The organism is Amycolatopsis sp. NPDC054798 (assembly GCF_053611505.1).
On record NZ_JBSHAM010000127.1, the window covers coordinates 1 to 18,952 of the forward strand.

The 18,952-nt window shown below is 70.7% G+C and carries 17 protein-coding genes; 9 read left to right on the forward strand and 8 right to left on the reverse strand.

The genetic code is table 11. The features are described from left to right. Positions 1 to 144: 144 nt before the first annotated feature. Together ACWGIC_RS40670 and ACWGIC_RS40675 are read right to left on the reverse strand one after the other, a co-directional pair. Entirely contained in the window at positions 145 to 1,233 is a 1,089-nt protein-coding gene (locus ACWGIC_RS40670; protein WP_452081283.1) for an NAD(P)/FAD-dependent oxidoreductase, read from the reverse strand. A gap of 4 nt (positions 1,234 to 1,237) precedes the next feature. After that, complete coding sequence (locus ACWGIC_RS40675; protein WP_452081284.1) at positions 1,238 to 2,785, reverse strand: phytoene desaturase family protein; 1,548 nt, start codon at positions 2,783 to 2,785, stop codon at positions 1,238 to 1,240. Positions 2,786 to 2,871: 86 nt separating this feature from the next. Here ACWGIC_RS40675 and ACWGIC_RS40680 point away from each other — a divergent pair, with 86 nt between their 5' ends. After that, positions 2,872 to 3,858, forward strand: a complete 987-nt coding sequence (locus tag ACWGIC_RS40680) for an aldo/keto reductase (RefSeq protein ID WP_452081285.1) — start codon at positions 2,872 to 2,874, stop codon at positions 3,856 to 3,858. Between the two features lie 42 nt (positions 3,859 to 3,900). Here ACWGIC_RS40680 and ACWGIC_RS40685 read toward each other — a convergent pair whose 3' ends face one another. Beyond that, positions 3,901 to 4,503 carry a TetR/AcrR family transcriptional regulator gene (locus tag ACWGIC_RS40685; RefSeq protein ID WP_452081286.1) on the reverse strand — a complete coding sequence of 201 codons (603 nt, stop codon included), beginning with the start codon at positions 4,501 to 4,503 and terminating at the stop codon, positions 3,901 to 3,903. 92 nt (positions 4,504 to 4,595) lie between these two features. Here ACWGIC_RS40685 and ACWGIC_RS40690 point away from each other — a divergent pair, with 92 nt between their 5' ends. The 4 genes from ACWGIC_RS40690 (at position 4,596) to ACWGIC_RS40705 (ending at position 10,659) form a co-directional block, all read left to right on the forward strand. Continuing rightward, a complete protein-coding gene (locus ACWGIC_RS40690) occupies positions 4,596 to 6,116 on the forward strand; it encodes an FAD-dependent oxidoreductase (protein ID WP_452081287.1) in 1,521 nt (506 codons plus the stop codon). Between the two features lie 186 nt (positions 6,117 to 6,302). Then, on the forward strand, positions 6,303 to 7,259 hold the full coding sequence (locus ACWGIC_RS40695; RefSeq protein ID WP_452081288.1) for a serine protein kinase RIO: 957 nt from the start codon (positions 6,303 to 6,305) through the stop codon (positions 7,257 to 7,259). A gap of 322 nt (positions 7,260 to 7,581) precedes the next feature. Next, a complete protein-coding gene (locus tag ACWGIC_RS40700; RefSeq protein WP_452081289.1) occupies positions 7,582 to 9,276 on the forward strand; it encodes a DEAD/DEAH box helicase in 1,695 nt (564 codons plus the stop codon). Between the two features lie 216 nt (positions 9,277 to 9,492). Next, a complete protein-coding gene (locus tag ACWGIC_RS40705; protein ID WP_452081290.1) occupies positions 9,493 to 10,659 on the forward strand; it encodes an 8-amino-7-oxononanoate synthase in 1,167 nt (388 codons plus the stop codon). Here ACWGIC_RS40705 and ACWGIC_RS40710 read toward each other — a convergent pair. Both ACWGIC_RS40710 and ACWGIC_RS40715 read right to left on the reverse strand, forming a co-directional pair. After that, positions 10,656 to 11,087: a GNAT family N-acetyltransferase gene (locus tag ACWGIC_RS40710; protein ID WP_452081291.1), complete on the reverse strand. Its 432-nt coding sequence runs from the start codon at positions 11,085 to 11,087 to the stop codon at positions 10,656 to 10,658. The two genes, ACWGIC_RS40705 and ACWGIC_RS40710, sit on opposite strands and share 4 nt — an antisense overlap. Positions 11,088 to 11,107: 20 nt before the next feature. Next, positions 11,108 to 11,926, reverse strand: coding sequence for a S1 family peptidase (locus ACWGIC_RS40715; RefSeq protein WP_452081292.1), 819 nt, complete (start codon positions 11,924 to 11,926; stop codon positions 11,108 to 11,110). Positions 11,927 to 12,098: 172 nt separating this feature from the next. On the opposite strand from ACWGIC_RS40715, the gene ACWGIC_RS40720 reads away from it, so the two are divergent. The 3 genes from ACWGIC_RS40720 to ACWGIC_RS40730 all read left to right on the forward strand — a co-directional run bounded on the left by ACWGIC_RS40720 (position 12,099) and on the right by ACWGIC_RS40730 (position 14,783). Next, complete coding sequence (locus ACWGIC_RS40720; RefSeq protein ID WP_452081293.1) at positions 12,099 to 12,959, forward strand: M15 family metallopeptidase; 861 nt, start codon at positions 12,099 to 12,101, stop codon at positions 12,957 to 12,959. 70 nt (positions 12,960 to 13,029) lie between these two features. Further along, positions 13,030 to 14,424: a mycothione reductase gene (locus tag ACWGIC_RS40725; protein WP_452081294.1), complete on the forward strand. Its 1,395-nt coding sequence runs from the start codon at positions 13,030 to 13,032 to the stop codon at positions 14,422 to 14,424. A gap of 89 nt (positions 14,425 to 14,513) precedes the next feature. Next, on the forward strand, positions 14,514 to 14,783 hold the full coding sequence (locus tag ACWGIC_RS40730; RefSeq protein WP_452081295.1) for a hypothetical protein: 270 nt from the start codon (positions 14,514 to 14,516) through the stop codon (positions 14,781 to 14,783). Between the two features lie 66 nt (positions 14,784 to 14,849). Here ACWGIC_RS40730 and ACWGIC_RS40735 read toward each other — a convergent pair whose 3' ends face one another. Further along, complete coding sequence (locus ACWGIC_RS40735; protein ID WP_452081296.1) at positions 14,850 to 16,124, reverse strand: CynX/NimT family MFS transporter; 1,275 nt, start codon at positions 16,122 to 16,124, stop codon at positions 14,850 to 14,852. Between the two features lie 48 nt (positions 16,125 to 16,172). On the opposite strand from ACWGIC_RS40735, the gene ACWGIC_RS40740 reads away from it, so the two are divergent. Then, positions 16,173 to 16,847, forward strand: a complete 675-nt coding sequence (locus ACWGIC_RS40740) for a FadR/GntR family transcriptional regulator (RefSeq protein WP_452081297.1) — start codon at positions 16,173 to 16,175, stop codon at positions 16,845 to 16,847. A 226-nt stretch (positions 16,848 to 17,073) separates the two neighbouring features. Here ACWGIC_RS40740 and map read toward each other — a convergent pair whose 3' ends face one another. Then, complete coding sequence (gene map / locus ACWGIC_RS40745; protein WP_452081298.1) at positions 17,074 to 17,931, reverse strand: type I methionyl aminopeptidase; 858 nt, start codon at positions 17,929 to 17,931, stop codon at positions 17,074 to 17,076. A gap of 41 nt (positions 17,932 to 17,972) precedes the next feature. Continuing rightward, entirely contained in the window at positions 17,973 to 18,827 is an 855-nt protein-coding gene (locus tag ACWGIC_RS40750; RefSeq protein WP_452081299.1) for a GNAT family N-acetyltransferase, read from the reverse strand. Between the last annotated feature and the right edge of the window lie 125 nt (positions 18,828 to 18,952).

The window sequence follows — 18,952 nt, forward strand, 5'->3', positions numbered from 1 at the left end:
GGGGTTTTATAACCGCAATCCTCCCCCCATACACAACCACCCCCGAACCGTCAGCACACTTAGCTTCGGGGTGCCCCCACGCCCCCGGCGCGCAATGTCGCCGCCAGGCGACGAGCCGCCCCACCGCCGAGAATCACCGCACCCTCAAGCAAACCGCCCCGACGCACACCCAGCCAGCAACTCCCCCGGCACATCCGCCCCCAACACCAACTCCGCCACCAACCTCCCCGCATACGGCCCCAACGTCAGCCCAGCAGGCCCGAACCCCGTAGCCAAATACAACCCGGCCGCCACCTGCCCCAGCAACGGCAACGAATCCGGCGTAGCAGGCCGAAACCCCACCCGAGTCTCCGCCAACCCCGCATCCGCGAGCCCAGGCGCGACCGTCAACGCATGCTCCAGCACTTCCCGCTGCCCAGCCGCCGTAACCCGATGGTCAAACCCGGCCCCAGTCTCCCGAGTAGCCCCAGCCACCACCCGCCCACCGGGAAACGACAACAGATAATGGCTGGTCCGAGGCAACACCACCGGCCAGCCAGCCGTATCCGCCCCGGGCACGTCGAAATGACTGATCTGCCCCCGCTGCGGCGCCACCGGCACCGGCACCCCCAGCGCCTCCGCCACCTGCCCCGACCAAGCCCCGGCAGCGAGCACCACCGCGTCCCCGGCCAGCTCGTCCGCCCCAGCCCGCACCCGCAGCCCCGGCTCCAACGAAGCCTCCGCGGTCACGAACTCAACCCCCCGGTCGATCGCCGCCGAGATCAACGCCCGCCGCAAGACCTGCCCGTCAACCCGCCCGGCCCCCGGCAGATGCACCGCCGCCAACTCCGGAGCCAGCAGCGGAAAAAGCTCCCGAGCCTGCCCAGCGTCCAGCCGCTCCGCCACCCCGGCCTCCGGCGCATCCGCGACCCGCGCGACAAGCCGGTCATAAGCCGCGGTCAACTCCTCCTCAAGAGCCGACACCACGATCCCGCCGACAACCTCATACGAAGATTCATAACCCGCCTCGCTCAGCTCAGCCGCCAAAGCCGGGTAATACCGGCCAGCAGCCGCCGCGAGCGGATAAACAGCCTCGTCCCAATTGGACGTCCAGGGACTGACGATCCCGGCACCGGCATCGGTCGCCACCCCGGCCCGGTCCGCGTCCACCACAACGACTTCCGCTCCGTGCAGCGCCAGATGGTAAGCCGTGGAAGCCCCGCCGATCCCGCTGCCGATCACGATCACGCGCATGTTTTCACCTTGCCTGTCCGCCGCCGAAACGTCGACCGAGCACCGCCATCGCCGCGTTGTGCCCGGGGATCCCGCTCACCCCGCCGCCGCAGACCGCCCCGGCCCCGCACAGCAACACTCGCTCGTGCCCGGTCTCGACGCCCCAGTTGCCCGCGGTCTCGTCATCGCCGTAGGGCCATGACAGGTCGCGGTGGAAGATGTGCCCGCGCGGCAACCCCAGCTCCGCCTCCAAGTCCAGCGGCGTTTTGGCTTCAATGCACGGTTTTCCGTCGGCATCCAGCAGCAGACAGTCCTCGATCGGCTCCGCGAGCACGCTGTCCAGCGACGCCACAGTGGCCCGCAACGCCTCCGCCCGCGCCCCGTCGTTGTCCGCTTCGAACAACCGGGCTGGCATGTGCAGGCCGAACAACGTCAGCGTCTGCACGCCCGCCGCCCGCTCGGCCGGACCGAGAATCGACGGATCAGTCAGCGAATGGCAGTAGATCTCGCACGGCGGCACCGTCGGGATCTGGCCCGCCGCAGCCTCCTGGTAGGCGGTTTCGAGCTGGGCAAACGATTCGTTGACATGGAAAGTCCCGCCGAACGCGTCGCCAGGATCGACCGCCCCGTCACGCAACCGGGGCAGCCGCCGCAGCACCATGTTCACCTTCAGCTGCGCACCCTCCGGCGACTCCGCAGGTTCCTCGCCAAGCAACCGGGCGAGCGTGCGCGGCGCGACATTAGCCAGGACATGCCCACCGACCGCCAAGCGTTCCGTCTCGCCTTCGCGGTAACGGACTTCGCCATCCGGCGTCACCGACAGCACCTCCGCGCCGGTGACCAGCGTCGCGCCCGCATGACGGGCAACCTCCGCGAGCGCATCGGTGACCGCGCCCATTCCGCCGACCGGGACGTCCCAGTCGCCGGTGCCGTTGCCGATGAGGTGGTAGAGCAGGCAACGGTTCTGCCGCAGCTCCTCGTCGTCCGCGGAGGCGAAAGTGCCGATCAACGCATCGGTCAGCACGACCCCGCGCACGACGTCGTCCTCGAACAGCTCCCGCAGCGTTTCTCCCGCCGGGCGCTCGAAAAAGGTCGACCACGCCTCGTCGTCGCCGACCCGTCGGCGCAGCTCGGCGCGCGTCGGCAACGGTTCGGTCAGCGAATCGAACGTCGCTTCCGCCACCCGCGCCGCCGCCGCGTAAAACCGTTGCCAGGCCGCATAGTCCTTTGTGGACCCAGTGACCGCGCGGAACGACGCGCCGGTCCGCGCGTCGTCGCCCGTGTCGACAAGGAGACCTGTCTCCCCGGCCGGGGTGTAGGACGACATCCGGCGTCTCCGCAACTGGATGCCCAGCCCCAGCTCGGCCGCGATCCGCTTCGGCAGCAGGCTGACCAGGTACGAGTAGCGCGAGAGCCGGACGTCCACCCCGGGGAAAGCGCGGAACGACACCGCCGCCCCGCCGATCTCCGCGCGCCGCTCCAGTACCAGCACCGACCGTCCGGCCTTGGCGAGATAAGCAGCGGCGACGAGCCCGTTGTGCCCGCCGCCCACGATCACCGCGTCGTAGTCCACCGCCGCGAGCCTAATGCTTGACTTGGAGCGCGCTCTAGCTCTTAGCGTCGCCACGGACAAGATCCACGACGCAGAAGGAGCACCCCATGACCGACGTCCCGACCCGGAACCTCGGCGGACTGACGGTTTCCGCGCAGGGCTTGGGCTGCATGGGAATGAGCCACGGCTACGGCGACACCGACGACGCGCAGTCGATCGAGACGCTGCGCCACGCCCTCGACCTCGGGATCAATTTCCTGGACACTTCCGACTTTTACGGCTCCGGCCACAACGAGGAGCTGATCGGCCGCGCGATCGCCGGCCGTCGCGACGAGGTAGTGCTGGCAACGAAATTCGGCATCGCGAACCGTCTCGGCGAACCGACCGAAGTCCGCGGCGACGCCGCCTACGTGCGGCAGGCCTGCGACGCCTCGCTGCGGCGGCTCGGCCTCGACCACATCGACCTGTACTACCTCCACCGGGTCGATCCGGACGTGCCGATCGAGGAAACCGTCGGCGCGATGGCGGAACTGGTCGAGGCTGGCAAAGTCCGTCACCTCGGGCTTTCCGAGGCGAGCGCGCAGACCGTCCGGCGCGCGCACGCGGTGCACCCGATCGCCGCGCTGGAAAGCGAATGGTCGCTGTGGACCCGCGACCTGGAGGCCGAAATCGCGCCGGTCTGCCGCGAACTCGGCATCGGCATCGTCCCGTTCTCGCCGCTCGGCCGCGGCTTCCTGACCGGCCGCTACCGCTCGACCGAAACGATGGCGGACAACGACGTGCGGCGTTACCAGCCCCGTTTCGCCGACGGCAACCTCGACCGGAACCTCGCCATCGTGGCGAAACTGGAGGAGCTGGCCGCCGCGAAAGAGGTCACGACCGGACAGCTGGCGCTGGCCTGGGTGCAGGCGCGCGGTGAGGACGTGGTGCCGATCCCGGGCACCCGGCGCAAGCAGTACCTGGAGGAAAACGTCGCCGCCCTGTCCGTGGTCCTGACCGGCGACGACCTCGCCGCGATCGAAGCCGTCGCCGCGCCGGAGAACTTCGCGGGCGAGCGTTACGACGCGGCACACCTCGCGTTCGTCAACCGCTGACCCGCCCGAGGCGGCGCTGGACACCGGAGAGCCGGCGCCGTCTCACTCGCCGACCCCGCGCTCCACCGCGTCGAACGCCCGCGCCAGCCGCTCCCGGTGCGACACCGCCAGCTCAGCCAGGTCCTCCCCGGCCAGCCGGCGCCGGATCGTCTCCACCGCCACGGTCCGGTAAGCCGCCACCGCCAACGCCGCGACCAGCGCCGCGTCCCCGGAAAACCGCGCGTCCCCGGCGAGTTCTTCAGCCAGCTCGGCCTCCATCTCGTAGCCGAACGCCCGCAGCCGCGCGATCAGCGCGGGCGAGTCCGCGACCGTCCGCATCAGCGGCCCGATGTCGCCGCCGACGCCGGACAGCACGTGCGCCTCTTCCAGCAGTGTCAGCGCGAGCCGCCGGAGCGCGTCGACCGCGCCGCCGGTCCGTTCGCGGACCGCGGACCGCACCAGTTCGATCGCCTCCGGCAGGCGGTCCAGCAGCAGGTCCTCCTTGCGCTCGAAGTGCGAGAACACCGTCACCTTGGACACCCCGGCCGCGGCCGCGACCTCGGCGATCGTGACCGCGTCGAATCCGCGTTCCAGGAACAGCCCGGTCGCCACCTCGGCGATCCGCGCTCGCGTCCTGGCCCCGCCTCGATCGCCTCGATTGGGCATGGGTCTCCCCTTCCGTGCTACCTTTACTCAGTAAGCTTACTCAGTAAGCACACTTGGTTAAGCCATCGAGCAAGGGTAAAGGGGAACGCGTCATGGAGCGGACTGAGGTGATCGTCGCCGGGGCCGGGCCCACCGGGCTGTTCGTCGCCGGGGAACTCGCGCTGCGAGGAGTGCCGGTGACGGTGCTGGACCGGCTGCCGGAGCCGGATCCGACCATCAAGGCCGGATCGGTCAACGTCGCCAGCGCCGAACTGCTCGACCGGCGCGGCCTGCTGCCCGCGGCGGAGGCGGCGCAGCGGCGGTTTCTCGAATCGGTCGGCAAATTCGGCCCGGCCGTCGAGGCCGCCAAGCGGGGCGGCCGCCGGTTCCTGGCCGCCGGGCACTTCGCCGGTTTCCTGTTCGACAACGGCCTGATCGACCAGAGCGACCCGGTCCTCGCCGCGCACCGGGCGGTGTCGAACGGGCTCGGCGTGCCGCAGCAGGAAGTCGAGCTGATGCTCGGCGACCACTGCGCCAAGCTCGGCGTCGACATCCGGCGGGGCGTCGAGGTGCGCGGCGTGCGGGACACCGGCGAATCCGTGACCGTCGAGACGAGCGCGGGCGAGTTCACCGCGAACTGGCTCGTCGCGGCCGACGGCGGGCGGAGCGTCATCCGGAAGCAGCTCGGCTTCGAGTTCGTCGGCACGGACCCGGAAATGACCGGTTACCAGGCGATCACCGACTTCGAGGACGCGAGCGGCCTGCGGCCCGGCTGGACCTGGACGCCGCGCGGCGTCTACGCGTACGGCCCGGTCCCCGGCCGCATCTTCCTCAGCCGGTTCCGGAAACCGCCGCAGGATCGCGACGCCCCGGTGTCGGTCGAGGAACTGCAGGAAGCCGTCCGCGACGTCACCGGCGTCCCGGTCGTCATCTCCGGAATCCGCGGCCGGGCGACGCGGTTCACCGACAACACCCGCCAGGCCCGGCACTACCGGCACGGCCGCGTGTTCCTGGCCGGGGACGCGGCGCACGTCCACTCCCCGCTCGGCGGACAGGGACTGAACCTCGGCCTCGGCGACGCGGCGAACCTCGGCTGGAAACTGGCCGCGACCGTCCAGGGCTGGGCCCCGGCCGGGCTGCTCGACACCTACGAAACCGAACGCCATCCGGTCGGCGAGTGGGTGCTCGACTGGACCCGCGCCCAGGTCGCGCTCCTGCGCGGCGACGAACGCACCGCACAGCTGCGCAAGATCGTCGGCGGCGAACTGCTCCGGGTTCCCGCCGCGATGAACCGCATCGTCGCGCTGTCGTCCGGAATCCTGCAGCACTACGACGTCACTGACACCGATGCCGCCGACGCTCCGGTCGGGTCGATCGCCGGGGACGTCGAGCTGACGTCCGGAACCCGTCTCGCCGACCACGCGCACGACGGCCGGTTCGTGCTCGTCGACCGCTCCTCTGACGGCCGGTTCGCGGTGTCCGGGCTGGACGATCGGCTCGCGTACGTCGCCGATCCCGCCGACGAGCCGAGCCTCCTCGTCCGTCCCGACGGGGTGATCGTCTGGGCGAGTTCCGGGGACGACGACCAGAAGCTCCTCGACGCCGCGCTCTCCCGGTGGGCGGGCGCGAATTAAATCGGTTGCGCGGGTTCGAGGCGGGCGGCAAGGTGGTCGGCGACCGGCGAGGTTCCGCCGGCTGCCGGAAGAAAGGGAGGTGCGTCGTGGAGATTGTCCGGGCGCTGTCCTGCCCTCTTCCGCCCGCCCGCCTCGGCTAGAGCACGCGCTCGCCCGGTGGGCACCCTGATCTAGGAGAACCCACCAGTGCGCGAGCACGATTTCGACGAATTTTCCGACGCTTCCGACTACTCCGACCGCCGGATGCGCCGTCGCCCCCGCTACGACGACCAGCCCGCCCCCGCCCGCCGGGGACGGCTCACCGAAGCCGAACGAATCCGGCTTTCCCAGCTTCGCGAAGACGCCTACACCGAAACCGAACTGCCCGACGGCGCCGACCGGTGGAGCAACTGGGACGACGCCGACCAGGGCCCGCATCCGCGGCCGGACTGGGTGGTCACCGAACTCGCCGCGGTCGACACCGACCTCGGCGTGCTCAAGACCGGCAAGGAAGCGGACGTGCACCTGTTGCGCCGCAACCTTCCCGGCGCCGACGGCGTGCTGCTGGCGGCCAAGCGATACCGCTCAGACGAGCACAAGCTGTTCCACCGCGACGCGGGTTATCTCGAGGGCAGGCGGATGCGCCGCTCCCGCGAGATGCGGGCGATGGCCGGGCGCACCTCGTTCGGCCGCAACCTGATCGCCGAACAGTGGGCGGTGGCCGAGTTCGCCGTCCTCAGTCGCTTGTGGACGATCGGCGCTCCGGTGCCGTATCCGGTGCAGCGGCACGGCACCGAAATCCTGCTGGAGTTTCTCGGCGAACCCGACGGCACCGCCGCGCCCCGGCTGGCGCAGCTGCGGCCAGAACCGGACGAACTGGCCGACCTGTGGGAGCAGGCCGTGTCCGCGATGGAACTGCTGGCCGGGCAAGGACTCGCCCACGGCGACCTGTCCGCGTACAACCTCCTGGTGCACGAAGGTCACCTGATGGTGATCGACCTGCCGCAGGCGGTCGACGTGATCGCGAACCCGCGCGGACGGGAATTCCTCGCCCGCGACGTCGCGAACCTCGCCGGCTGGTTCCACAGCCGAGGACTGTCCGAACAGGTCACCGGCACCGGTGACCTGGTGCGGGAACTGGAAAACGCGGCCGGGCTCGGGTGAGCGCGCGGGCGGGGCCGCGGGCTGTGCGCCAGCCCACACCTGCGACCCCGCCCACAACCGCCCACCTGGGTGCGGGGCAACCGCGATCTCTCAGGTAGAGTGTGTCAAGACCGCAACGGCGGCGTGGATGAGTTGGTGTCCGTCGCCTCCACAGTCCGCAGAAGGACTCGCGGCCATCCGAAGCAATTTCCGTCGGTGTGCCACGCCATGGCTAGGCGCACCGGGTCCGTCCCTGTGAACGCCCATCGCCACACCATCTTGCCCTGCCTGCGCGCGGGCAGCCCGGGCCTCCCTTGCGACGTGCCACGTCCGAGAGGCATTTGTGACCATCACGTACGACTCCGGCCAGTCCGCCCGCTCCCGAGCGGGCCGCCCCGAGCGCAAGCCGCGGCACCGGCCGGCCGGTGGAGACGTTCTCCACAACGACACGGTGGAAACCCCCGCCGTGAAGACCTTCGCCCAGCTGGGCCTGCCCGAGCCGCTGCTGCGGGCGCTTTCCGAGGCGGGCATCGACTCGCCGTTCCCGATCCAGTCCGCGACCATCCCGGACGCGCTGGCCGGCCGCGACGTGCTGGGCCGCGCCCAGACCGGGTCCGGCAAGACGCTGGCCTTCGGCCTGGCCATCCTGGCCCGGCTCGACGGCGGCAAGGCCCGCCCGAAGCGCCCCCGCGCGCTCGTGCTGGTGCCGACCCGCGAACTGGCCATGCAGGTGGCCGACTCGCTGACCCCGCTCGCCAAATCGCTCGGCCTGTGGTGCCGCACCGCGGTCGGCGGCATGTCCTTCGGCCGCCAGGCGGAATCGCTCGCCCGCGGCGTCGACCTGCTGATCGCCACCCCGGGACGGCTGTCGGACCACGTCCGCCAGGGCACCGCCTCGCTCGGCGACTGCAACTTCATCGCGCTCGACGAGGCCGACCAGATGGCCGACATGGGCTTCATGCCGCAGGTCCGCGAGATCATGGACCTCACCCCGCCCGGCGGGCAGCGGCTGCTGTTCTCCGCGACGCTCGACGGCGACGTCGACAAGCTGGTCCGGCAGTACCTCGCCGACCCGGTCACGCATTCGGTCGCGCCGTCGACCGCGAGCGTCACCACGATGGACCACCACCTGTTCCAGGTGTCGCACTCGGACAAGCAGGACATCATCACCCGGATCGGCGCCCGCGAGGGCCGCACGATCATGTTCGTGCGCACCAAGCACCACGTGGACCGGCTCACCGAGCGGCTGCGCGAGAGCGGCGTGCACGCCGTCGCCCTGCACGGCGGGAAGACCCAGGGGCAGCGCAACCGCGTCCTGGCCGACTTCAAGGAAGGCCACGCGGCGGTCCTGGTGGCCACCGACGTCGCCGCGCGCGGCATCCACGTCGACAACATCTCGCTGGTGCTGCACGTGGACCCGGCCGCGGACCACAAGGACTACCTGCACCGCGCCGGCCGCACCGCCCGCGCGGGCGCGTCCGGCATCGTCGTCACCCTGGTGACGAACGACCAGCGGCGCACCGTCCGCCGGATGACCGACCGGGCCGGCGTGCGCGCCGAGACCACGATGATCCGCACCCACGACGACGAACTGTCGCGCATCACCGGCGCCCGCGAGCCGAGCGGCGAGCCGGTGGTGGAGCGTCGCCGGGAGTCCCCGCGCCGTTCCGGCGGCCGCGGCTTCGGCGGCGACCGCGGCGGCTACCGCGGCTCGCGCGACGACCGTCGCGGTGGCGGCGGTGGCGGCTATGGCTCGCGTGACGACCGCGGTTCCCGCGAAGGCGGCTACAACCGTGGCTCGTTCGAGGGTCGCGCTCCGCGCGAAGGCGGCTACGCACGCGAGGGTGGTCGCGAAGGCGGCTACTCGCGCGAAGGCGGTCGCGAGGGCGGTTACGCTTCCCGCGAGGGTGGCTACGGCTCTCGAGACAGCCGCGGTGGCGGCGGTTACAGCCGCAGCCGTCAGCAGTCGCGCTCCGGCGGCGGCTTCGGTCGCCCGCCGCGTCCGAACCGCGGTCCGCGCCGCGGACACGACGCCTGATTCCTGAGAACGGCCCCGCTCCGGCGGGGCCGTTCTTCGTTTCCGGAAAGTCTTGTACGCGGTAAAGCCGGTGGGAACCGGCACTGCCGCTCACGACCCTCCGGGCAGATTTCGGGCCCCGAAGCCGCAGCCGTTTCCGTTGCCCTGCCACGCTTCCCGCCGTTGCCGAGGCGGGGGCGGCAAACGCGTCCACCGGCCGGATGCGACACTGCCTGAGTGACTGACACTCCGCCGCTGCCGCCTGAGAACGTCTTCGACTGGCTTGAGGCCGAAGGCCAGCGGCGCGCGGAAGCCGGTCTCTCCCGGCGGATGAACCCGCGTCCCGCGCAGTACGCCGCGCTCGATCTCGCGGGCGACGACTACCTCGGCCTCGCCCGCGACAAGCGCGTCGCCGGGGCAGCCGCCGCGGCCGCGTTGCGCTGGGGTGCCGGGGCCACCGGATCGCGGCTGGTCACCGGGTCCACCGAACTCCACGCGGAACTCGAACACGAGCTGGCCCGGTTCTGCGGAGCCCAGGCGGCGCTGGTGTTCTCCTCCGGATTCACCGCCAACCTCGGCGCGGTGACGGCCCTGTCCGGGTCCGAATCGGCGATCGTCACCGACAAGTACGTCCACGCGTCGCTGGTCGAAGGCTGCCGTCTTTCCCGCGCGGACATCGCCGCCGTCGAGCACGCCACTCCGTCGGCGATCAAGCACGCACTCGCCACGCGCCGCAAACCGCGCGCGATCGTGGTCACCGACTCGGTGTTCTCCGCCGACGGCGAACTCGCCCCGCTGGGCGAACTCGCCGAAATCTGCCGTTCGCACAGCGCCGCGCTGGTCGTCAACGACGCGCACGGGTTCGGCGTCCTCGGCGAAGGCGGCCGGGGCGCGGTGCACGCCGCGGGTTTGTCGTCCGCGCCGGATGTCGTCACCACGCTGACGCTCTCCAACTCCCTCGGCGCGCAAGGCGGCGCTGTCGTCGGTCCGCGCCGGGTGATCCGGCATCTTGTCGACACCGCGCGCAGCTTCCTCTTCGACACCGCCCTCGCTCCGGCCAGCGCCGCCGCCGCGCTCACCGCGCTGCAGGTGCTGAAGTCTGAACCGGAGCTGCCGGCGAAGGTCGTCGAGAACGCCGGAAACCTGGCGATGGGACTGAAGAACGCCGGTCTGCCGGTCGATCTGCCGGAGGCCGCCGTGGTCGCCGTGCGGACGCCGTCGCCGCAAGCGGCCACCGCGTGGGCAGAAGCCTGTGCGGAGCAAGGAATTCAGGTCGGCTGCTTCCGCCCGCCTGCCGTGCCGGACGGTGTTTCCCGGCTGCGCCTCACCGCCCGCGCGGATCTGTCCGAAGCGGACGTCGAGCGCGCGGTGAAGGTGATCGCCGCGACCGCTCCCCGCGGCTAACCCTTGCGGCGCATGGTGATGTGCGGGATCCCGTCCTCAAGGTATTCCTCGCCTTCGGCGACGAACCCGAACCGGGCGTAGAGCTGCTGCGCATACGTCTGCGCGTCCAGGACGAATTCCCCGGTCGCGCCGTCCAGCGCCGCGGCCATCAGCTGTGCCGCCAAACCCTGTCCGCGCGCGGATTTCGCCGTCACCACGCGGCCGATCCGCGAGCCGCCGCCGGGTTCGGCCAGCACGCGCAGGCACGCCAGGACCTCCGTGCCGGAACTCAGCCACACGTGCTGCGTTTCCGGAAGCAGATCGCGCCCGTCGATGTCGGCGTACACGCAGTCTTGTTCCACCACGAACACGTCCGACCGCAGCCGGAGAATCTCGTACAGCTCGGCGGCGGAGAGTTCGGGCCCGGCGGCGCGGTGCAAAGTCGTCACGCCACCCTGCTTAACACAGCTCAGCCGAACAGCCGCGCCTGGGACTGCGCCGCGATGTCGTCGGAGAACTGCGAAACCCGCGTGTACACCCCGGGCTTGCCCGGTTTCCCGCATCCGTCGCCGAAGGACACGATGCCGATCAGCGTGTCGCCCTCGACGAGCGGTCCGCCGGAATCGCCCTGGCAGGCGTCCTGGCCGCCCTGCGGGTACCCGGCGCACACCATGCTCGCCGGGTCGTAGGTGTCGTAGGCCTTTTTGCACGTGGAGTCGCTGACCAGCGGCACGTCGACGCTGCGCAGCACGTCCGAGCGCTCCCCGCCTTCGGAGAGCCGTCCCCAGCCGAGCACGGTCGCCCGCGTGCCTTCCGCGTACAGGGACTGGTCGCTCTTGCCCGCGACCTTCGCCGCGCGGTAGGGCAGCTGCCCGCGGACGGTGAGGACCGCGATGTCGTCGCCCTTGGTCGGGTCGCTGTAGTCCGGGTTCACCCAGACCTTCGAAACGCCGAGTTCCACGCCGTCGCTGCCGCGCTTGTCCTGGCGGCCGGCGACCACGCGGACCGACGACTTCGGCACCGCTTTCGCGCAGTGCGCGGCGGTCGCCACCGCGGTCGGGCTCACGATCACCGCGCCGCAGAACTGCGAACCGCTCTGGTCGGTGAGGTACACCGCGTACGGATGGTCGGACAGGGAAGCTTCGCTGCCGCCGACGATGCGGGGCTGCGCGTGCGAACCCGGGCCGGCCGGAGCCGACGCCCAGGCCGAACCGACCGGGACCGCGATCGCCGCGGCGAGCAGCGACCCCGCCGCGAGCAGGACCGGACGACGGAGCTTCGCGGGCATGGGCTTTCCCTTCATCGGCACTACGACAGCACAGCCTGGACGCGCACGGGAGTCAGCCGACTCCGGCGCGTGCACACACGGCGGCGATTACCCTAATCGGAGCAAGCCCAAAACGGTGTCACTGAAACGGGTGGACTCTCTATACACCGAGCGCATTCGCTTAGCTGGAGACATGCGACGGAAAACAGCCGCGACGGCCGGCGCGCTGACGGCCTTCTTGCTGGCCGGATGTGCCCCCAGCACCCCCGCGGCTCCCCCGCCGGGCCCGTTGAGCGCCCCGTCGGCTCCGCCCAGCCCGACACTTCCGGCAACTCGGACAGCGACGAGCGCGCCCGCCGTCACCTGGCAGGTGGGTGCTCATCCGCTGCCGCTGCGCCCGGACGGCTTCGGCGAGATCCAGCCGACTCCACCCGAACTGGTGAACCGCTCGCTGCCGACCCGGGATTTCCTTCCGCCGCCGGCCAGCACCACGTACGCCGCGAAGATCGCCGACGTCCCCGACACCGTGCTCAAGCGCAGCACCTGGCAGGCCGCGTGCCCGGTGTCGTCGGCCGACCTCCGCTACGTCACGCTTTCCTTCTGGGGCTTCGACCATCGCGCGCACACCGGCGAACTGCTGGTCCGCAAGGACGCCGCTCCTGGGGTGGTCAAGGCGTTCGGCGAGCTGTACGCGCAGCAGTTCCCCATCGAGGAAATGCGCATCACCTCCCCCGCCGAACTCGACGCGCCGCCCACCGGCGACGGCAACGACACCAGCGCGTTCGTCTGCCGTCCGGCTCGCGGGCAGAAGAACTGGTCCGCGCACGCGTACGGGCTCGCGGTGGACGTCAACCCGTTCTGCAATCCCTACACCAAGGGCGATCTCGTCGTCCCCGAACTGGCGTCCGCCTACGTCGACCGCGCGAACGCGCGGCCGGGGATGGTCGCCGCCGGCGGACCCGTCGTGCGCGCGTTCGCCGGGGTGGGCTGGCAGTGGGGCGGATCGTGGACCTCGCCGGTCGACCGGATGCACTTCACAGCCAACGGCGAGTGATCCGGGAACACCCGGGCGGGGCTCCGGAGTTGACTAGTCTGGCAGCAGACCGCTTTCGGGAAGGACCGCCGTGCCGCACTACGACCTGGTGATCATCGGGACCGGATCGGGAAACTCGATCCTCGGACCGGAGTTCGCCGACCTCCGGACGGCCATCGTCGAGAAGGGCGTGTTCGGCGGGACCTGCCTGAACGTCGGCTGCATCCCGACGAAGATGTTCGTCTACGCCGCCGACGTCGCCGCGACGCCCGCGCACAGCTCGCGCTTCGGCGTGGACGAGGAGCTGACCGCGGTCCGCTGGCCGGACATCCGGGACCGGATCTTCGGCCGGATCGACCCGATCGCCGAGGGCGGCGCGGAGTACCGCGAGAACCACGAGGACAACCGCAACGTCGACGTCTACCGCGGCGAAGGCCGGTTCACCGGCATGAAGGAGCTGCGGGTCAGCTTCGCCGACAGCCGTCCGGACGAGGTCGTCACCGCTGACCGGTTCGTGCTCGCCGCGGGCGGCCGCCCGGTAGTCCCGGACGTGCCGGGACTGGCCGAAACCGGCTACTACACCTCCGACACGGTCATGCGGCTCGACACCCTGCCGAAGCGGATCGTGGTGCTCGGCGGCGGCTACATCGCGGCGGAGTTCGCGCACGTTTTCGCGTCGTTCGGCGTGGCGGTCACGCTGGTGAACCGCTCCGGCGCGCTGCTGCGGCAAGAGGACGCGGACGTCAGCGCGCGGTTCACCGAACTGGCTTCGCAGCGGTTCGACGTCCGGCTGGACCGCAAAACGGTCCGCGCTCGCCGCACGGACAACGGAGTCGCGCTGGATCTCGAAGGCCCGCAGGGCGCGGAAACCGTCGAGGCTGACCTCATTCTGGTCGCCACCGGCCGCAAGCCGAACTCGGATCTGCTCGACGTCGCCGCCACCGGCGTCGCGACCACTGAGCGCGGGCACGTCGTGGTGGACGACTACCAGCAGACGTCCGTCGAAGGCATCTACGCGCTCGGGGACATCTCGTCGCCGCTGGAGCTGAAGCACGTCGCGAACCACGAAGCCCGCGTGGTGCAACACAATCTGGCGCATCCGGACGACCGCATCAAGGCCGACCACCGGTTCGTGCCGCACGCGGTGTTCACCTCGCCGCAGGTGGCGTCGGTCGGGCTGACCGAGGCGCAGGCGACCGAACGCGGACTGTCCTTTGTGGTCTCGAAGCAGGATTACGCGGGAATCGCCTACGGCTGGGCGATGGAGGACACCACCGGTTTCGCGAAGCTGCTGGCCGACCCGGCGACCGGGCAGCTGCTGGGCGCGCACATCATCGGCCCGCAGGCGTCGACGGTGATCCAGCCGCTGATCCAGGCGATGAGCTTCGGCCTCGACGCGCGGTCGATGGCGCGCGGGCAGTACTGGATCCACCCGGCGATGCCGGAACTGGTGGAGAACGCGCTGCTGAATCTTCCGCTGGACTGACCCGGGGAACACCCAGAGTGGCCCGATTCCCGGATCGGGTCACGGGGAGGTCGCGTTGTTACTGTTCCCGCGGAGGTGCGGGGACTGACATGACCGACATGATCGCCGGGAAAATCGTTGTGGCCGAGGAAGAAATGGCCGCTCGCTGGAGCGAGGTCACCGATCTCGAGCTGGAGTTCGCCGTCCGGCGGGCGCAGCTGGGAACGACAGCCGCGACGCAGGCGTTGCTGGAGGAGCTTCGGGCGAAGCCGTCCGAGTGGACCGCGGAATGCCTGGCGGTCGCGGTGGCCGCGCTCGACGACGTCCGGCGCACCGGCCAGCTTCCCGGGCCGGTGCTGGAAGAGCTGTCTGTCGCGTGATTCCGCCTGGGACCACAACGAAAACGGGCGGCCGGCAACCCACCGGGCCGCCCGTTTCCCGTCAGGTCACACGAACCGGCGCCGCCCGGCCAGTCCGCCGAAGATCATCTGCGTCACCATCACCACGAGCAGCACGATCAACGACACCGTCCAGCCGCCGGTCGCGTCGTGCAGCAGGCCGAACACGAACGGCCCCACCGCCGCGAGCAGATACCCGAAGCCCTGCGCCATTCCCGACAGCCGCGCCGTCTCGGCGCCGGTCCGGGCTCGCAGCGCGATCACTGTCAGCGCCAGCGAGAAGACGCTCATCCCGATGCCGAGCAGGAGGCTCCACAGCAGCGGCGAGAAGCCGGGCGCGAAGATCAGGCCGAGCATGCCGGCCGCACCGAAGACGCCCAAGCCGAGGATCCACGGGCTCTGGCTCTTCTGCCGCGCCGCGATCGGCGGGATCACCAGGCTGATCGGCACCGCGATCACCGAGATCAGGCCGAGCAGCAGCCCGGCGTCGGCCTTGCTGACGCCCGAGTCGATGAACACCTGCGGCAGCCAGCCCATCACGATGTAGGCGATGAACGACTGCAGGCCGAAGAAGATCGTGACGATCCACGCCAGCGGGCTGCGCATCAGCGACCGGGCCGGTGCGGCACCGGCGGCCGGACGCGGCGGCCGGCCGGCACCGCGCGAAGCGATCAGCCATGCCACCAAAGCAATCGCCGATAGCGCGCCCCACGCGCCGAGCGCGGAACGCCAGCCGCCGAAGGCCGATTCCAGCGGCGGGGTCAGCGCGGACCCCGCCGCGCCGCCACCCTGCAGCGCCGCGGTGTAGACGCCGGTCATGAGCCCGACGCGAGCCGGGAACGAGTCTTTGATGACCACCGGGATCAGCACGTTGACCAGCGCGATTCCGGCGGTGGCGACGAGCGTGCCGCCCAGCACGACGTACGGTCCGTCGAGCACCCGCACCACCAGGCCGACGGTCAGCACCGCCAGCGCGAGCCCGATCGCCCGGCCGATGCCCAGTCGGCGCGACAGCACGGGCGCGGCGAGCCCGGCACCGGCGAAACAGAGGCCGGGCAGGGTCGTGAGAATGCTCGCCCACACCGCGGAGGCGCCGAGGCTTCCGCGCATTTCCGCGAGCAGCGGGCCGACGCTCGTGATCGCCGGCCGCAGGTTCATCGCCGTCAGCACCACCGCGATCGCCAGGAGCACACCGCCGGCCACCACGCCCGGGCGGCGGCCGCGGGGGACCTCTTCCTCGAGGCTGCCTTCCAGCTCCAGTTCGAGCCGGTCGGAATAGGTGGCTGTGGACACGGCTGCGGCGTCTCGGGAATCGGCGGGCATGTGCGCTACTATTCCATACGTAGGATGATTGGATGAAGGGATCAGGCTGTGCCGTTGGCCACCACCCGCCGCGCCGGACTCGTCGACCAGGTCATCGATCAGCTGCGCGAGGCGGTCACCGCCGGAGAATGGCTGATCGGGCACCGGATCCCGACCGAGCCGGAGCTGTCCGCGCAGCTGGGAGTCGGGCGCAACACGGTCCGCGAGGCCGTGCGCGCGCTGGCGCACACCGGAATCTTGGAAGTCCGTCAGGGCGACGGCACGTATGTACGCGCGACGAGCGAGGTGTCCGGCGCGATCCGCCGGCTGTGCGGGACGGAACTGCGCGAGGTGCTGCACGTCCGCCGGTTGCTGGAGGTCGAGGGTGCCCGGCTGGCCGCGACCGCGCGCACCGAGGAAGACCTGGCCGAATTGCGTGTGCTGCTCAATCGGCGGGACACCGACTGGGACCAGGGGAATATCGACGATTTCGCCCGCAGCGACGCGGAATTCCACCAGGTCGTGGTCCGGTGCGGGCACAACGGATTGCTGCTGGAGCTCTACCGCGGGCTGATGGAAGCGATCACCGCGAGCGTGGCGTCCACTTCGGACAACCCGGAGCACGCGGAGGACATCCGGCACCGGGAGCTGGTGAACGCGATCGAAGCCCGCGACGCCGACCGGGCGGCCGCCGAAGCGGCGGGCTTCCTGGACGAGCTGATCGCCCGGGCCGAGGGTTTGTGAGTGTTTAGCCGGTTGCGGCGCACCGCGTTCCGGCTGCCTACGTGCGGGCTCAAGCGCCCCAATGCCACATTGGGTGCATCAGACGCACCCAATGCCACATTCGGTGCGTCCCACGCACCCAATGCCACATTGGGGCGCACTATCGCCTCTCGCCCCGAACCGTCGGAGGTCCCGCCTCGTGAGTGTTAATCCCGGTTAGAACCGGGATCGCCACTCACGAGAAGTCTTACGGAAGCGTCAGGATCTCCGCGCCGTCAGCCGTCACCACAAGCGTGTGCTCGAACTGGGCGGTCCACTTCTTGTCCTTCGTGGTGACCGTCCAGTCGTCGCTCCACACGTCGTAGTCGATCGTGCCCAGCGTGATCATCGGCTCGATGGTGAAGGTCATGCCTTCTTCGATCAGCGTCTGCACCGAGGGCTCCTCGTAGTGCAGCACCGTCGGCGCGGTGTGGAACGCCGGGCCGACGCCGTGGCCGGTGAAGTCGCGCACCACGCCGTAGCCGAAGCGCTTCGCGTACGCCTCGATCACGCGGCCGATCACGTTGAGCTGGCGGCCGGGGCGGACCGCCTTGATCGCGCGTGCGGTCGCCTCGCGGGTGCGCTCGACCAGGAGCCGCGCCTCCTCGGAGACGTCGCCGGCGAGGAACGTCGCGTTGGTGTCGCCGTGCACGCCGCCGATGAAGGCCGTCACGTCGATGTTGCAGATGTCGCCGTCCTCGATCACGGTCGAGTCCGGGATGCCGTGGCAGATCACCTCGTTCAGCGAGGTGCAGCACGACTTCGGGTAGCCGCGGTAGCCGAGCGTCGACGGGTACGCGTGGTGGTCGAGCAGGAACTCGTGCACCACCTTGTCGATGTCGTCGGTGGTCGCGCCCGGTTTGACCGCCTTGCCGCCCTCTTCGAGCGCCTGAGCGGCGATCTTCGACGCGACCCGCATCGCCTCGATGACCTCGGGCGTGCGCACTCCGTTGCCGGTGTCCCGCTTCGGCGCCGGCCGGTCCACGTACTCGGGGCGGGCGATGTCGGCGGGGACGGCACGGCGCGGCGTCTGGACGCCGGGCTTCAACGGGGCGCGAACGGACATGTCCCCAGCCTACGACCTCGCCCGGCCGCGGCGCAGCCAGCTCAGAACAGCACCGTCGCGTACTGCCCGACCTGCTGGAACCCGATCCGCCGGTACGCCGCGAGCGCGGGCGCGTTGAACCCGTTCACGTACAGGCTCGCGGTCCGGCCGAGACCGTGGACCAGGCGGTTCACCACCGCGGCGGTGCCCGCGGTGCCGAGCCCGCTGCCGCGCCGGTCCGGATGCACCCACACGCCCTGGATCTGGCCGACCCGCGCGGACATCGCGCCGATCTCGGCCTTGAACACGACCTCGCCGTCCTCGAACCGGGCGAACGCGCGGCCGGTCGAGATCAGCTCGCTCACCCGGGCGCGGTAGCTGGCCCCGCCGTCGCCCGCGCGCGGGTCGACGCCGACCTCCTCGATGAACATCGCCACCGCCGCGGGCAGATAGCGGTCCAGTTCGTGCGGGCGGACGGTGCGGACCTGCGCGTCGGCCGCCACCAGCGGATCGCCTTCGAGCGCCATCAGAGGCTGGTCGCCGCGGACCTCGCGGGCCGGTCCCCATTCCGGCGACAGCTCGTCCCAGAGCCCGAGCACCTGCGGCGCGGGCCCGACGAGCGAGGAGCAGGTGCGCTGCCGGCGCAGCGCCCGGTCGGCGAACGACCGCAGCGCCGAAGCGTTGCCGCGCAACGGGATCAGGTTCGGACCGGCGAAACACAAACCGGTGAGCCGTCCAGCGCGGACCGGACGGGAATCGGCCGCCCACAGCTCGCCACCAAGCCGCCACGGGTCGAGACCGGCCGCCTCGACCCGGGCGCTGACCATGCAGCTGCCCACCGGGTCGGCGGCGAGTGCAGCGCGCACCGCCGGATAGTCCCGATCATCGAGCAGCCGTGCACCTGCAAGCCGCAACACGGACTCCAGAGTGCCAGATGAACCGGGTGAACGGAACGCGAGCCGGTCGACACGCTGAGATGAACGATTCTCACACCCGAACGGCGGCGCCCTCCCGGGCTCAGGCGCCGACAGAGGCCGAAGCG

Coding starts and splice junctions, on each gene's coding strand:
- ACWGIC_RS40680 (WP_452081285.1), top strand. CDS start 2,872: ATGACCGACGTCCCGACCCGGAACCTCGGCGGACTGACGGTTTCCGCG.
- ACWGIC_RS40670 (WP_452081283.1), bottom strand. CDS start 1,233: ATGCGCGTGATCGTGATCGGCAGCGGGATCGGCGGGGCTTCCACGGCT.
- ACWGIC_RS40720 (WP_452081293.1), top strand. CDS start 12,099: ATGCGACGGAAAACAGCCGCGACGGCCGGCGCGCTGACGGCCTTCTTG.
- ACWGIC_RS40715 (WP_452081292.1), bottom strand. CDS start 11,926: ATGCCCGCGAAGCTCCGTCGTCCGGTCCTGCTCGCGGCGGGGTCGCTG.
- ACWGIC_RS40690 (WP_452081287.1), top strand. CDS start 4,596: ATGGAGCGGACTGAGGTGATCGTCGCCGGGGCCGGGCCCACCGGGCTG.
- ACWGIC_RS40685 (WP_452081286.1), bottom strand. CDS start 4,503: ATGCCCAATCGAGGCGATCGAGGCGGGGCCAGGACGCGAGCGCGGATC.
- ACWGIC_RS40735 (WP_452081296.1), bottom strand. CDS start 16,124: ATGCCCGCCGATTCCCGAGACGCCGCAGCCGTGTCCACAGCCACCTAT.
- ACWGIC_RS40730 (WP_452081295.1), top strand. CDS start 14,514: ATGACCGACATGATCGCCGGGAAAATCGTTGTGGCCGAGGAAGAAATG.
- map (WP_452081298.1), bottom strand. CDS start 17,931: ATGTCCGTTCGCGCCCCGTTGAAGCCCGGCGTCCAGACGCCGCGCCGT.